Consider the following 14469-nt stretch of genomic DNA (forward strand, 5'->3'; position numbering starts at 1 on the left):
ATTTTTCTCAGAAAAAATTCAGACCCCGGAGGGACCAATATCATATATAATAGATTTCAATGCACTATGACAGGGGCGAGAACATGAAAAAACGTCTTTATCTATTACCCTCGATTCTTTTTTTGCTCTTCTTTGCCTATGGGCGTATTCTCTTGTATCTGCAGAAGGATATCTCCGTGGACTTTATCTCAATCTATGCTCCTGCCTTGAAGGATATCGGCATCGGCATTTTGATTCTGCTTTTTTTATATGCGCTTTCAAAGGTCAGTCTCATCGCTTCGTATGTTCTGGCGCTCGTGCTGGGCATTTTTCATTTGGCGAATGTCGAATATATTTACGCGCTGGACCATGTCGTTAATCTGAAAGATATCACGATGGCTTCGGACAAGGAGTTTATTGCGGGCACGCTGTTTCACGTCAGTTTTCCGGTCTATTCCATCCTGCTGATGGCGTCTCTTCTGGCGTCGATTTTTTGTCAGCGCAAGCTGCCGCTGCTCCCGCTAAAGACCAAACGGTACAGTCTGTTCGCCTTCGCCGGGCTGCTGATTCTCTATCTGGCCCTCGCCGTTTACTCGAGCGGAGATTGGAAGAACGGCAATTTCGTCTCGGCCTCGATCCGCAATTCCGTCGCGCTGCTGACCTTCAACGACGAGGATTTGACCGACTACCCTCCGGATATCGAGCGGCAGATTAACACGTCGCAGCAGCTGAAAGAAGGCGAATATTTGCTTGGCAACCACACGGGCAAGAAGAATATTCTGATGGTCGTCATGGAAGGCATTCCCGGCGCCTATTCGCCCGCGAACCAGGAATATTTGAATATCCCGAACGAAATCAAGCTGACGAGTCTGGATAAAATCAAGGCGCACAGCCTCATTCTCCCCAACTACATTACCCATAACAACCAGACCATAAGAGGGATGTACTCGCTCGTCAGCGGAGATTACCCCAAGCTGGACGCGTCCACGCCGAAGGCTTACGAATATTTGCAAAAAGACCCCAGTTACCGCGAAGAGCTTCTGCCCAAGCTGCTGAAGAACCGCGGCTACAACACGGCGTTTATCCAGGGGGCGGTGCTGGAGTACATGTCCAAGGGCGATTTCATGACGGCGGCGGGCTTCGATACGGTAATCGGCGGGGAGAGCTTCAGCAACCCTTACGTCCCCTTCGGATGGGGACCGGATGATAAAGCCTTTTTCGAGCAATCGCAAAAATATATCGACGAGCTGAACAACAAGGGCAAGCCGTGGTTCGCCACGATGCTGACGGTCGGAACGCATCATCCCTACGCGGTGACGGACGATTACGCGAAGAATTATCCGAGCCGCAAGGCGGCGGCGGTCGCTTATCTGAATGAGGCGCTGTCCGGATTTATCGATTATATTGACCATTCGAGCTTTGCCAAAGACACCCTGGTGCTGTTCGTCTCCGACGAATCGCATGGGGTGAACGACCAGCCTTTCGGGTCGAACTGGGGGATTTTTGCGGCGTATTCACCAGATATCAACGGCCAGATTATCAACGACGGCGTATTCGGGCAGAAGGATATTCTGCTCTCGCTGCTGGATTATGCGGACCCTGAGCTGGATGCCTATACGACGGGCCGGAGCGTGTTCCGCAAATACACGGAAGATTCGCCGATTCTGTTCGCTTCCCACTATAACGGCGATGTTTTTTACTCCACGGAGAAGGGGACCGTGTATCAGGTGGATAACAGCGGGCAGCTGTACAGCCTGACCTCGGAGAACGGGGAGCTGTTCAGTGGGAAGTATGAGAGGACATCCTTGTCCGACAGTGCTATGAAAAAGAAGATCCTCACGTATAGAAATTACATCGACAAGTCGTCGGCAGAGGATCAGCGAATCGTCATCACCAAAGACAAGGAAATCCCGCTTGCGGACGGAAGCGAGTCGATCATTACAGACGGACAGTTCATCACGCTGCCTGCGGAATCGTACGTCGATGTTCAGGTGGATTATGCCGCTTCGGCAATGGCCGACCCCGATTGGCTTGTGCTGAAATTTGAGGATTACATCGGCCACAAAAGTGTGCGCATGATCGACAAGCAGAACGGCAGCGGAGCAATCACGTTCCGGTTCTACAATAAGAAGGTGGTCTACGGGTACGCCTTCAATCTGAAGACCGCCCTTCATTCCAATGATTATTCGGGAGCGGACAAGTCCATCCGAATCAACCGGATCACGGCCGAGTTCTCGAAGACCGCTCCTTCGGCTGCACCGACAGCTACCCCGTCGCCCGGGGCAAGCGCCGGATCGTCTGCCGCTCCGTCGCCGACAGCCAGCTCCGGGCCGGAGCATGTGGAGGTCGTCGACATGGATTCGGGTAGCGAGTAGGCGGCACAACAAGCTTCAAGTACAGCAAGGCCCGGGGACGGTGGGTCCTCGGGCCTGCTTTTGAATATGGCGCTATCCGGCGCCGTTTTTACCTAATCTGCTGCATCCCGGCTCCGGCCGAGACTTTAGACGAACTTCCGCAGCACCTTTTTGCCGTCATAGGAGAAGCATGCCTTCTTGTCTTCGACGACAGTCTCCAGATGGACGGTCTTGCCCCACAGCGTGTGAATATGAGGCAGCGTGCGTTCCAGATATTTCAGATCCAGCTCGATGCCTTCATAGCGGTGGATGATGTATAGCTCGCCGTTGCGCTCGAAGTTGCCATCCTGCACGACGAGATAGGGGGCGCCGCCGTTGATGCGGGCCTGCACCAGCTGGTCCCTGACATTTTCCCAGGCTTTGTCGGTGATCTTCCATTCCGGGCCTTTCTTCTCGAAGACATAAAGATCGAGATCCTCGACCAATTCTTTGGTCAGATAGCTGCGGATGAAGGAGATATCGGAGTCGAGCTCCCGGACCTCGAAGATTTTGTCCCGGTCCCAGCGGCGTTCGATATCTTCGAGAATCTTCAGTCCCAGATAATACGGGTTCAGGCTCTGGCGGGAGGGCTGCACCACCGCAGAGTTGAGCTTGGCGTACTCGATGGTCTCCTCCGGCGTCAGGTCCAGCTCCCGCATGATGCGCTGATGCCAGTAAGACGCCCAGCCCTCATTCATTATCTTCGTCTCCATCTGCGGCCAGAAGTAGAGCATTTCATCATGCAGCATCGTCATAATGTCGCGCTGCCAGTTCTCCAGACTGGCGGAGTACTGCTGAATGAACCAGACCAAATCTTTCTCCGGCTCCGTGGGGAACGGCTTATGTCCAGACGCGGGCTGCCGGGAGCCCCCTGTGGCGTCATCGAGCCCCCAAAGATCGTTGTAAGGGTTGGCATCGGCAAGACCCTGCGCCGTTTCCCGGCGTCCTTTCAGCCGCCCTTCCGCGATCCGGCTATTGCCGAGCCTGCCCTGTTGGATCAGGCTAGGGTCGATATGCTCCTGGATGGACAGAACGGCGTCGATGAAACTCTCGACCGTGTCCGTCCCGTACTTGATCGAATATTCGCCGATCCGGTCGGCTGTGGCCGACATGCTCTCCACCATATTCCGGTTCGACTTGGAGAAGCGGACATTGTTCTTGAAGAAGTCGCAGTGCGCGAGCACATGGGCGACGATCAGCTTGTTCTGGACCAGCGAGTTGCCGTCGAGAAGAAAGGCGTAGCACGGATTGGAGTTGATGACCAATTCGTATATTTTGCTCAGCCCGAAATCATATTGGGACTTCATCTTGTGAAACGTCTTGCCGAAGCTCCAGTGGCCAAAACGCGTCGGCATCCCGTAAGCTCCGAAGGTATAGATAATATCGGCAGGGCAAATCTCGTAGCGCATCGGATAGAAATCCAGGCCAAAGCCGGAGGCGATTTCCGTAATCTCGGCTATAGCTTTCTCAAGCGCCTGTATCTCGTCGCTGGGCATGTACCCATCTCCTTTCCAGCTGTCCATCCTGTCAGCGGCAGACCGTTCTTAACATGTATATGGCTAGTTGTGTGCAAATATGAGCCTCCCCAAGCACGAAAGTTAACAAAAAATCCCGTTAAACCTTTGAAAATTTTTGCTATAATAAGCTTAACTTCTGCTCGAATCTACACCAGTAGACTATCTTCGCCTGCCGGATGGCCGGCGGTGCTTATATATTGGATTTCTATCACAGCAATGCAAAGCGGTTTCATGGCAAATTGCCCGTCGCAATGCCTTCTAGAGGAAGGCATTCAGTTCGTTTAGAGAGGAAGTAGACTGTGCATAGGGATAAACTAGCCATATTAAAGCGGTTAATTGCCGAAGAGGGCATATACAAGGCACTGTATGAGCACCATCCGGACTGCGTCTACGTTCTGGATCTTAGAGGGCGCTGCATCGGTGCTAACCGCTCCGCTGAACAGCTGGCTGCACCCGAGGAAGTAAGGGGCATTTGGAGCAAAGCGCTTTTGTTCGGAAGCCGGACGGAAGCCGGGCGTCATTTTGTGCTGGCCTGTGCGGGCAATACAACTTCGTTTCATTTGAAGTTTATTCAAAAATTGGGCATTGTCGCTTCCGCCGAGGTAACATTTATCCCGATTGCAAATAAGGAAGACGTGGTTGGCATATTCGCCATTGTGCGGAACATCACCGCTGAGACGGTGGCGGAGAGCGGCGGGACCGCGCCAAGGGCCGCCTATCCAGAGCTGGACTACGAGCATCAAGACCCGCAGAGCCTGATCCTGGATTCGGTTACGGAAGGGATCTTCGGACTTGACAGGGACGGAGAAATTATCTTCATCAACAAAACCGCGATGTTCATGCTGGGGTACTCCAGTGAGGAAATCATCGGCGTACACAGCCTCTCGCATATCCATCACACCCGGCCTGACGGCTCCCGTTACTGCCCGAAAGAGTGCCCGATTCTTATGACGGTTGAGGACGGGACTTCAAGGACCATGAATGAGGAGATTTTCTGGCGCAAGGACGGCACCAGCTTCTGGGTGAACTACAGAGTGTCGCCCATCATGGAACGCGGCCAGATTGATGGTGCGGTCGTCGCCTTTACCGATATTACGAACGATCGGGAAATTCGCCGGGCGAAGGAGTCTGCCGAGCAGGCCTCCCGGGCGAAATCGGAGTTTCTGGCCATGATCAGCCACGAGATCCGGACCCCGATGAACGGCATGATCGGAATGGCCGATCTGCTGCTGGACAGTGATCTGGGGGAAGAGCAGCGGACGTATGCGGAGATTCTGCGCAGCAGCAGCTACAGTCTGCTGAATATTTTGAACGACATCCTCGATTTCAGCAAAATCGAAGCCGGCAAGATGCCGCTCGAGCCCGAACGGTTCGGCCTCCGGGAGATGCTCTCTGTGATCATCGATTTGTTCACGCCGAAGGCGGAGGAGAAGGGCTTGGCGCTTCGCTGGTGGGCGGATACAAGCGTCCCCGAGACGATTAAGGCCGATCCGAGCCGTCTGCGGCAGATTATCGTCAATCTGGTCGGTAATGCGCTGAAATTCACGGAGAAGGGAAGCGTGACGCTGTCCGTCAAGAACATCCTGCTGCCCGAATCGCCGAACTATCTGCTGGAATTTTCCGTACGGGATACCGGGGTCGGCATCGCCGAGGACAAGCTGGGGCTGCTGTTCCAGTCGTTCTCCCAGCTTCATCCGATGATTAACCGCAAATACGGCGGCACCGGACTGGGGCTGGCGATCTGCAAGCAGCTGGTGGAGCTTATGGGCGGAACGATCTTCGTGGAGAGCGAGGAGGGCCGCGGTTCCATCTTCCGGTTTATGCTGCCCTTTGTCAAAGAAGAGGCGGAAGTTCAAATCTAAGCTCAAATCAAAACGGATACCCCTGGTAATAGGCGGTATCCGTTTCTTCTTGGTATAAGTACTGTACAGCGATCAAGCCGCTGCGAAATCAGTGTAAGTCCGGTTATTCGTTCTTAAGGTACATCATGCCTACGGTACGAGGTCCGCAGTGGCTGCCGATTACGCATCCCGCTTCCATAACGGCAATTTCCTCCGCGCCTGCGCCTTCCAGCGCGTCGCATAAATATCTGGCGTCTTCCTCGGCCTGCGTATGCGCAATGATCACCAGCTCCTTGTCCATCCGTTCGATGTCGGAAAGCGCATGGGAGAGCATTTGCTCGACCGCTTTTTCCTTCTTGCCGCGGACTTTGCTCACGGGAACGATGGAGCCGTCGACCATTCGAAGCACCGGCCGGATCTTGAGCAGGCTGCCGATAAAATTCTGCATGCCAGAGCAGCGACCGCCCATATATAAATAATCCAGCGTATCAATGACGAACTCCGTGTTGAGCCGTTCCCGGTCCCGCTCCAGCATGGAGACGATTTCGCCGGAGCTGCTGCCGCCGAGAGCCGCTTTGGCCGCCTTTACGGCGAGCAGGGCGATTCCGCCGCACACGGTGCAGGAATCCACGACCTGCACGCGTCCGGGAGGAAATTCCTCTGCGGCAAGCCGCGCGTTCTGGTAGGTGGAGGAAAGCGATGAGGAAAGGCTGAGATACACAATATTGTCACCGCTCTCAATTACGGGCGCAAAGGCATGGATGAAGTCGGCAGGCGAAGGGGCGGCTGTCTTCGGCAGCGCACCGGCAGCGGCTACTTTCCGGTACACTTCATCCGGTGTAATATCCACGCCGTCTCTGTATGTAGTATCCTCGAACACGACATACAGCGGGATAACGCCGATATCATAGGTTTCTTTCCAGCCTTGCGGCATATCGGATGTGCTGTCGGTAAAAATTTTGACGTTGGGCATGAAATTCTCCTTCACCGATGAATCGGATCACCTTAAGTCTAAAGCATGTATCGCGTATACGTTCATTATAGCATCTCCATGCTCCCATCGCGATGATCCGTTCCACGGCTTACGGACTCCTTCTGCCTGGCTTACTGTGAATTCCGGGACGCCTTGTCCAGAGCAAACCGGCCGAGCGCACTGAAGCGCCCGGCCGGTTCTTGACGTACATAACCGCTCAATCAGCCTCGCTTAAGACTTCTTCAGAACCGGAATCCATATCTCGCAGCGGTAGTCTTCCGATGCCGGGTCTCCGGGCGGATACAGCTCGAATTCGGGCCCGCCCGAATGCTCGTAGCCGGTGCCCGGGAACCATTCCTGAAAGATCCTTGCCCACACACTCTGAATCGCATGCGGCATGGGGCCAACGGAGGTGAAGACGGCCCAGGTTGCGGCCGGAATGACGGTGGAGGAGTAGCCGTCCGGGGCGGGTTCGCCGCTCTCCACGGCAATCCAATAAGTGAGCGTCTCCTGCTCGTGATTTATATCGGCGCATATCCCGAGCAGATCATGGACGCTGCCGCCCAACTCAAGAAGTTTGTCATAGGTGCCGTCCTTGTTGCATTCGAGCCAGAAAAGCGGGATTTTCCGCAAATTCTCTCCATCGCGGGAGGAGGTCTTCATCGTTTTGCCAACCACGGTAAACGCTTCTTTGTGTACGATACGGTAATCCATTTCTTTGTCTCCCTTCAAGGACAAGTGGAAGGAGAGGCGGGGAAAAGCCTTTAGGACGGTCCCCGGCTCTCGCGCCGCCGAGGGCGTAATGCCGTGCGCCTTGCGGAATGCTTTGGCGAATGCTTCCGGAGAGTCGTAACCGTATTTGAGCGCAACGTCCAGCACCCGGATCGGCGTCATCGCCAATTCCTGCGCGGCCAGCGTCAGCCTCCGCTTGCGGATGTACTCGGCTACGGTCACTCCGGTCAGCAGATTGAACATCCGCTGAAAGTGGAAGGGCGAAGAGCAGGCCGCTTTGGCGATATCATCCATATTCACCGGTTGCGTCATATGCCCTTCCATATAGTCCAAAGCGTCCCTCATGCGGTTCAGCCATTCCATCGCTCGCCATCTCCTTTGCATTTATCCTACCATTCAGCGCTGCCCCGGTCCTGTTCTTCCGTGCTCCCTTGGGACAGTATCCCTCGGTTCATCCACACCAGTATATCGCAGTTACGGAAGCTGCGCTTGCCCCATCGCCTCATTGCGCGTACAGAAGAAAACCGCCCGGCCGAAGGCCAAGCGGTGGAAGCTGCTTTTTATATGATTACAGGTATCCCTTGCGCAGTCACTTCGCCAAGTCCGTTCACCGTGTACTCCTTGTCGTAAATCCGGATGGAAGCCGGGGTTTCGGTTTCGTTGGCGACCGTAACGGTTTGGTCGGTGACAGTTACCTTAAGCCGGGAACTGCGGAACATGATTTTGAACGAATACGACTTCCAGTGGCCCGGGTTGAACGGTTTCAGGATCAGACGGCCATCCTGGACACGCAGTCCGCCGAAGCCGTGGACGATCGACATCCAGGTGCCCGCCATGCTGGTGGTATGGCAGCCGTCCTCGGTGTCGTTGTTGTAATTGTCCAGGTCAAGCCTTGAAGTGCGCAGGTACATCTCGTAGGCCTTCTCCTTGTATCCCAGCTCGCAGGCGAGAACCGAATGGATGCACGGAGAGAGGGAAGACTCGTGAACGGTGATCGGCTCGTAGAAGTCGAAGTTCCGTTTTTTCGTCTCCAGGTCGTAGCGGTCGTTCAGGAAATACAGTCCTTGCAGCACGTCGGCCTGCTTGATATAGCAGGAGCGCAGAATGCGGTCCCAGGACCATTTCTGGTTCAGCGGCAGGTGTTCTTGGCCAAGCTCCCTGACCGGGATGATCTGCTTGTCGAGGAAGCCGTCCTGCTGCAGGAAAATGCCGCGTTCCTCGTCAGCCGGGTAATACATTTTGTCGATGATATCCTGCCACTTCTCCGTCTCGCTCTCCAGCAGATCCAGCTTGTCGACCAGCTCGGTATAGCGCGATTCTTCATTGTCCCGCAAATAGGCGAGCGCTTCGAGGGTATACTCCAGCGTCCAGGCGGCGATCCGGTTCGTGTACCAGTTGTTGTTCACATTATTCTCGTACTCGTTCGGTCCGGTAACGCCGAGCATGACGTATTTGTCTTTATGCGGGGCGTAGTGCACGCGCTCTTCCCAGAAACGGGAGATTTCCGTCAGCACCTCCAGGCCGTATTGTCCGAGATAGGACTTGTCGCCGGTGTAGTTCACATAGTTGTAAATTGCGTAGGCGATCGCTCCGTTACGGTGGATTTCCTCAAAAGTGATCTCCCACTCGTTATGGCATTCCTCGCCGTTCATTGTCACCATCGGATACAGTGCGCCTTTGGTAAAGCCGAGCTTAAGGGCGTTCTCCTTGGCCTTTTCCAGATGCTTGTAACGGTAAATCAGCAGATTGCGGGCAATGGAGGCATCCGCGGTGCTGAGGTAAAAAGGAACGCAGTATGCCTCCGTGTCCCAGTAGGTGCTGCCGCCGTATTTTTCACCGGTGAAGCCCTTGGGTCCGATATTCAGCCGGTCATCCTCGCCGGTATAGGTCTGGTTCAGCTGAAAAATATTAAAGCGGATCGCCTGCTGGGCCGAAGGGTCGCCTTCAATAATAATGTCGCTTTCTTTCCATTTGTCCTTCCAGGCATCCGCCTGCTCCGTCAGCAGGGCTACAAAACCGGCCTCCCTTGCCGACTGGAGAGCACTCTGCGCCGCCTCCACGAGCTGGCCCAGACCGTAGTTGCGCGAAGTCACGCTTGCGGCGTATTTGTAGACGACGACCTGCTCGCCCTGGTGCACCGGAACCTGAATGATATTCGCCACATACTTGTCGCGCAGAACCGGCTCGGCCTCGGCTTCCAGCTTCTCTCCGGCAACGACAATATCATACGCCATGGCGGTGGTCACATGAAAATCGAGCTTCTTCGTCTTCAGGGTCAGATAGCCCCCGCCGGGAAAGCCGTTCTTCTCAACCTCATTCCAGAACTTCTCATCATAATTGGAATCCTTGTTCTTGATGTCCCCGTCCAGGTAGGGGGTTACCGTAATCGTTCCCGCAAAATTGAGCGGGGTGACCGAATAGCGGATCGCACCGATCTCCCGCCGGGTCATGCTTACAATTCGGATGCTTTCCACTTTAACTTCCTTCCCGTCCGCAAGGACGGCGGTGAAGCTGCGGGACAGCGTGCCTTCCTTCATGTTCAGCACCCGCCGAAATTCCGATACGGTGGAAGACGCGAGATCCAACGGAGTGCCGTCAATATCGATGTCGATACCAATCCAGTTGGTGCTGTTCAATACTTTGGCAAAATATTCAGGGTAGCCGTTCTTCCACCAGCCGACCCGGGTCTTGTCGGGATAGTACACGCCGGCCATATAGCTGCCTTGAAGGCTGGGCCCGCTGTACTGTTCTTCAAAATTGGCGCGCCCGCCCATATAGCCGTTGCCCAAACTGAATACGCTTTCGGAAATCTCCTGGGTTTGGGGATCGAATGATTCTTCAACAATGGACCATTCATCGACTTTTAAATATTGTTTCATTGCGGATCGTCTCCTTTGATTAACAATAATCTGAAATAGACCGACCTTTCATTTAAACGGCGGCAAAAGCTTCCTTAAGCCGTGCGACGTTCATCTCCTGCAGGGACGGGATGACAAGGTTCGCGGCTCCAAGCGTCTCCGGCGAACCGATGCCGACGCTCGCCATGCCTCCGCGGATCGCCGCCTCGATTCCGGCCTCGGCGTCTTCGAAGACAACGCATTCGGCGGGAGAGACCCCGAGCGCTTCGGCTCCGAGCAGGAAGACTTCCGGATCGGGCTTGGCCGCGGACGTCTTGGTGCCGTCGATAATCGCGTCGAAATAAGGGGTGAGTCCGGTCTGGTCCAGAATCGTCATCGCGTTCTTGCTGGCGGAGCCGAGGGCGACCCATATTCCCTGACTGCGGCATTCCTTCAGGAAGTTCAGCGCTCCGGGAAGGATTTCGGAGCTGTCCATCTTCGAAATATATTCGACGTAGCGGTTATTCTTGCTCTCGGCAAGCTTGGCTTTTTCAGCCTCGTCCAGCGTAAGTCCTCCGATTTCCAGCAGGATGTTCAGCGAGGCGGTCCGGCTGACGCCTTTCAGCCGCTCGTTATCCTTCTCGGTGAACTCGAAACCGAGGCGGTCCGCCAGCTCTTTCCAGGCGATGTAATGATACTTGGCCGTGTCGACCAGCACGCCGTCGAGATCGAACAGGCAGGCTTTGACTTCTTTCATGTTAACCCTCCTAATAACAGCAGTGTCGCCATTGATCGGCGGTATTGTGCAAACGTTTGTACTAAATGTAAAAAAACAAATGAAGCTTGCGGCGCTTCATTTATTTACATGTTCTCGGCGTCATTTTCCGCCGGGTGAATACATGGAGGATTCTCGAACAATCAAACGATGAGGAATAATATGCCGCTTTGTGCCGCCCGGCTCGTTAACCTGCTTCTGAATCGTCTGAATCAGAATTTGAGAAGCGGTGTAGCCCAGCTGGTAAATTCCGATATCGATGCTGCTGATCGGCGGAGTAGACAGCTCTGACAGCGGAATGTTGTTAAAGCTGACCAGCGCCAGATCCGCGGGAACCGAGTAGTTCAGCTCGCTTAGCCCCCGGAGAACTCCGAAGGAGACGATGTCGTCCACAACAACCAGCGCCGTTGGACGGCTCGGCAGATTCATGAAGAAAGACATGGCCCGGTAGCCGCTCTCCTGCAGAAACTCGCCTTCCACAATCCATTCGGATTTCAGTTCAAGGCCGTTATCCTCCATAGCTGCCCGGTAGCCTTCCAGCCGGTCCCGGGAGACGATCAGGTTCGGAGGCCCGCTGACGAAGCCGATTCGTTTATGCCCCATGGAAATAAGGTGACTTGTGGCATCATAAGCCGCCATCCGGTTGTCGGTATCGACCGACAGGATATCGTCATACTTGTCGCTGCGCCCCACCAGAACAAAGGGGTAGCCCTCTTCTTTGAGAAAATCGATCACGGCGTCGCCTTTGCGCGAGTAGAGCAGGATCGCGCCGTCAACCCGCCGACCTTTCAGCAGCCGTGAGACCGCTTCCAGTTCTTCCTTCTCCGTTGCGCCGGAGCTGATCAGAACATCGTAGCCCGAGCGGCTTGCCTGTGTGACAATCCCGCGAATCAATTCCATAAAGAACAGATTGGAGAACAATTCCTCGGCCGGCTTCGGCAGAATGATGCAGATGCTGTTCGTCGTCCTTGAAACGAGACTCTTGGCCATGATGTTCGGGTGGTAGCCCATTTCTTCCATTATAATCTTGACCTTGCGTGAGGTTTCCGCGCTGATTCTCGGATGGCCCGACAAAACCCGGGAGACCGTGGAAGGGGAGACGCCCGCTCTCTTGGCCACATCCTTGATGGTAACCGTCATAGAAACCCCCTTATGGAAACGTTTGCTTAAGCTTATCTTAATCGAAGTCCAATCAATTGTAAATAGTTGAACTTTGCAGGGCCGGACCATAAAAGGTATTGAAAAATTATAGGTCTGCTGCGCCCAGAACTGTAAAGCCGTAGGCAGGCAGCTTGACGGACAGTACGCCCCGGCTTATGCGAAGCGTTTCCCCGGTGAACAGGTCTTTCCAGCGCTCTATCTCTACATTAAGATGGAAAGATTGCGCCGTATCTTCATTATTAAGAAGCACAATTACCGACTCGTCTCCCAGCCGGCGTTCGTAGGCCAGCTTGCTGCCGTGACGGTTGGCTTCAAGAAAAGCCATTGTGCCGGTCCGGAGCGACGGATGACTCTTCCGGATGTCGATCAGCTTGCGGTAGAAGCCGAACAGCTCGCGGTCCTGCTTGGCCATGTCCCATTCCATACATTTCCGGCAGCCTGGATCTTCACCGCCTTCAAGACCGATCTCATCGCCGTAATAGATGCAGGGAGCGCCCATGAATGTGAATTGAAACAACGCGGCCAGTTTCATTATACGCTTGTCGCCTCCGGCGAGCGTCAGCAGGCGGGCGGTATCATGGCTGTCCAGAAGATTGAAGGTGACTTCGCTGGCTTGAAGCGGATAACGGGATAACTGTTTGCCGATCGCATGGGCAAAGCCTTCCGAATCCAAAGAGCCGCGTATGAAGAAATCGAGTACGGCCTCGGTAAATGGATAGTTCATCACGGCGTCAAATTTGTCTCCCTCCAGCCATGGGGAGGATTCATTCCAAATTTCGCCCAATATATACGCTTCGGGGTTGGCCTGCTTGACGACCTTCCGGAAATCGCGCCAGAAACCGTGATCCACTTCGTTAGCCACGTCCAGACGCCAGCCGTCAATGCCTACTTCCTTGATCCAGTATTCGGCAACGCCCAGGAGATAACGCTTGACGTCCGGATGTTCGGTATTCAGCTTCGGCATTTCTCTCACAAAGCCAAAGGCATCGTACGTGGGAATTCCATTCTCGGAATGAACCGGGAACTTGCGGATATGAAACCAGTCCTTATAAACAGAGTTCTCCCCGTTCCGGACGACGTCGACAAACGGGGCAAAGGTACTGCCCGAGTGATTGAACACAGCGTCGAGCAGCACGCGAATTCCTCTTTCGTGGCAGGCGTCCACAAGCCGCTTCAATGTCTCGGTGTCACCGAAATGCGGATCAACTCTCATGTAGTCCTCTGTGTCATATTTATGATTCGAGGCAGCGGCGAACACAGGCGTAAAGTAAATACCGGTAATGCCGAGTTCAGTCAGGTGGTCCAGATGATCGATCACACCCTGCAGGTCGCCGCCGAAAAAGTTGTCCTGTTTCGGAACGCCGCCCCAAGGCTCAACGTTTTCCGGATCAAGGCCGGGGTCGCCACTCGCGAAACGCTCCGGGAAAATTTGATAAAAGATCGAATCCTTGACCCAGGCCGGAGGAGCGAAGACATCGCCGCGGTTGATATATGGGAATTCAAACAGCCGATAAGGATTCAAGGGACGCTCGGCTTGAAATTCGCTTTCGGTCATCCAGATCCGCTCTTTGCCCTTTTGCAGCAGAAAGCCATATTTCAGCCGGCGGAAAGGCGGAACGGACTCGCATTCCCAATAATCGAACATGTCGTCAGAGGCAAAAACGGTCATTGGAATCAGTTCTTTGGTTTGATCCCAGGCATATTTATCCCCTACCCAGGCGAACACTTCGCTCAAATCGCCTTTTTTGGCGCGAAGCCGCAGATGAATCGTGTTCTCATCGTAAGCATAGGACCAGTTGAGACGAGGGCGATGATAGACAGCTTCCAGTAACATGAACAATACCTCCCAAAATTTTTTTAACGGGACTCTCTTACTTCAAGACACCTTGTTATTTAAGCCACCCCGGTCACGACACAAGGAGATTATGCGCCCTTAAACCAAAGCAAAAAGGCACATCCTAAGCCGGGAAACGACCGAGGATGTACCTGTAACAAGTAGCATTGCCTTTAAATTGGTATCCAGGAAAGCGATTACTTCTGGAATGATTAGGATTATAGCATGAGGCCAAGATTTCAGGCAATAGTTAATTCAAACCTTTGCACACAATTGTTTTTGCTTCGAACAGGCTCAGGGAAGAATAGAGATTTTTTTGCAGTCTTACTCTGCTTAATATGGCTTTCCTGTTTTGCTTGAATATGCATGAATATTGCAGTTCACTAGTAAATGTTTTGAAAAAAAGAAACGAAAACAGGAGATATCA

The 14469-nt window shown here is 53.9% G+C and carries 9 protein-coding genes; 2 read left to right on the top strand and 7 right to left on the bottom strand.

Translation table 11 applies throughout. The annotated features are described in order from the left end of the window. The first annotated feature begins 83 nt into the window (after positions 1–83). Positions 84–2354: an LTA synthase family protein gene (locus PSAB_RS08400; RefSeq protein WP_158442579.1), complete on the top strand. Its 2271-nt coding sequence runs from the start codon at positions 84–86 to the stop codon at positions 2352–2354. A 125-nt stretch (positions 2355–2479) separates the two neighbouring features. On the opposite strand, the gene PSAB_RS08405 is transcribed toward PSAB_RS08400, so the two are convergent. Further along, a complete protein-coding gene (locus tag PSAB_RS08405; protein ID WP_025334132.1) occupies positions 2480–3868 on the bottom strand; it encodes a SpoVR family protein in 1389 nt (462 codons plus the stop codon). Between the two features lie 320 nt (positions 3869–4188). On the opposite strand from PSAB_RS08405, the gene PSAB_RS08410 reads away from it, so the two are divergent. Next, a complete protein-coding gene (locus PSAB_RS08410) occupies positions 4189–5751 on the top strand; it encodes an ATP-binding protein (protein ID WP_051529747.1) in 1563 nt (520 codons plus the stop codon). Positions 5752–5854: 103 nt separating this feature from the next. Here the strand turns inward: PSAB_RS08410 and PSAB_RS08415 are convergent, their stop codons facing one another. The 6 genes from PSAB_RS08415 to PSAB_RS08440 all read right to left on the bottom strand — a co-directional run bounded on the left by PSAB_RS08415 (position 5855) and on the right by PSAB_RS08440 (position 14042). Beyond that, positions 5855–6703 carry a DegV family protein gene (locus PSAB_RS08415; protein WP_025334133.1) on the bottom strand — a complete coding sequence of 283 codons (849 nt, stop codon included), beginning with the start codon at positions 6701–6703 and terminating at the stop codon, positions 5855–5857. Between the two features lie 231 nt (positions 6704–6934). Continuing rightward, on the bottom strand, positions 6935–7798 hold the full coding sequence (locus PSAB_RS08420) for an AraC family transcriptional regulator (RefSeq protein ID WP_025334134.1): 864 nt from the start codon (positions 7796–7798) through the stop codon (positions 6935–6937). 197 nt (positions 7799–7995) lie between these two features. Beyond that, positions 7996–10314, bottom strand: a complete 2319-nt coding sequence (locus PSAB_RS08425; RefSeq protein ID WP_025334135.1) for a glycoside hydrolase family 65 protein — start codon at positions 10312–10314, stop codon at positions 7996–7998. A gap of 52 nt (positions 10315–10366) precedes the next feature. Next, positions 10367–11029: a beta-phosphoglucomutase gene (gene pgmB, locus PSAB_RS08430; RefSeq protein ID WP_025334136.1), complete on the bottom strand. Its 663-nt coding sequence runs from the start codon at positions 11027–11029 to the stop codon at positions 10367–10369. 120 nt (positions 11030–11149) lie between these two features. Then, positions 11150–12187 (bottom strand): LacI family DNA-binding transcriptional regulator, encoded by a 1038-nt coding sequence (locus PSAB_RS08435; RefSeq protein WP_025334137.1) that lies wholly within the window; start codon positions 12185–12187, stop codon positions 11150–11152. 106 nt (positions 12188–12293) lie between these two features. Continuing rightward, the gene (locus tag PSAB_RS08440) at positions 12294–14042 is read right to left on the bottom strand and encodes an alpha-glycosidase (RefSeq protein WP_025334138.1); all 1749 of its coding nucleotides are present in this window, start codon (positions 14040–14042) and stop codon (positions 12294–12296) included. Between the last annotated feature and the right edge of the window lie 427 nt (positions 14043–14469).

Origin of the sequence: Paenibacillus sabinae T27 (genome assembly GCF_000612505.1) — a bacterium.
Classification (GTDB): domain Bacteria; phylum Bacillota; class Bacilli; order Paenibacillales; family Paenibacillaceae; genus Paenibacillus_AQ; species Paenibacillus_AQ sabinae.

Bases quoted from the DNA above. Each gene is read 5' to 3' on its own strand.
- PSAB_RS08420 (WP_025334134.1), bottom strand. From the start codon at position 7,798: ATGGAATGGCTGAACCGCATGAGGGACGCTTTGGACTATATGGAAGGG.
- PSAB_RS08440 (WP_025334138.1), bottom strand. From the start codon at position 14,042: ATGTTACTGGAAGCTGTCTATCATCGCCCTCGTCTCAACTGGTCCTAT.
- PSAB_RS08415 (WP_025334133.1), bottom strand. From the start codon at position 6,703: ATGCCCAACGTCAAAATTTTTACCGACAGCACATCCGATATGCCGCAA.
- PSAB_RS08435 (WP_025334137.1), bottom strand. From the start codon at position 12,187: ATGACGGTTACCATCAAGGATGTGGCCAAGAGAGCGGGCGTCTCCCCT.
- PSAB_RS08425 (WP_025334135.1), bottom strand. From the start codon at position 10,314: ATGAAACAATATTTAAAAGTCGATGAATGGTCCATTGTTGAAGAATCA.
- PSAB_RS08400 (WP_158442579.1), top strand. From the start codon at position 84: ATGAAAAAACGTCTTTATCTATTACCCTCGATTCTTTTTTTGCTCTTC.
- PSAB_RS08405 (WP_025334132.1), bottom strand. From the start codon at position 3,868: ATGCCCAGCGACGAGATACAGGCGCTTGAGAAAGCTATAGCCGAGATT.
- pgmB (WP_025334136.1), bottom strand. From the start codon at position 11,029: ATGAAAGAAGTCAAAGCCTGCCTGTTCGATCTCGACGGCGTGCTGGTC.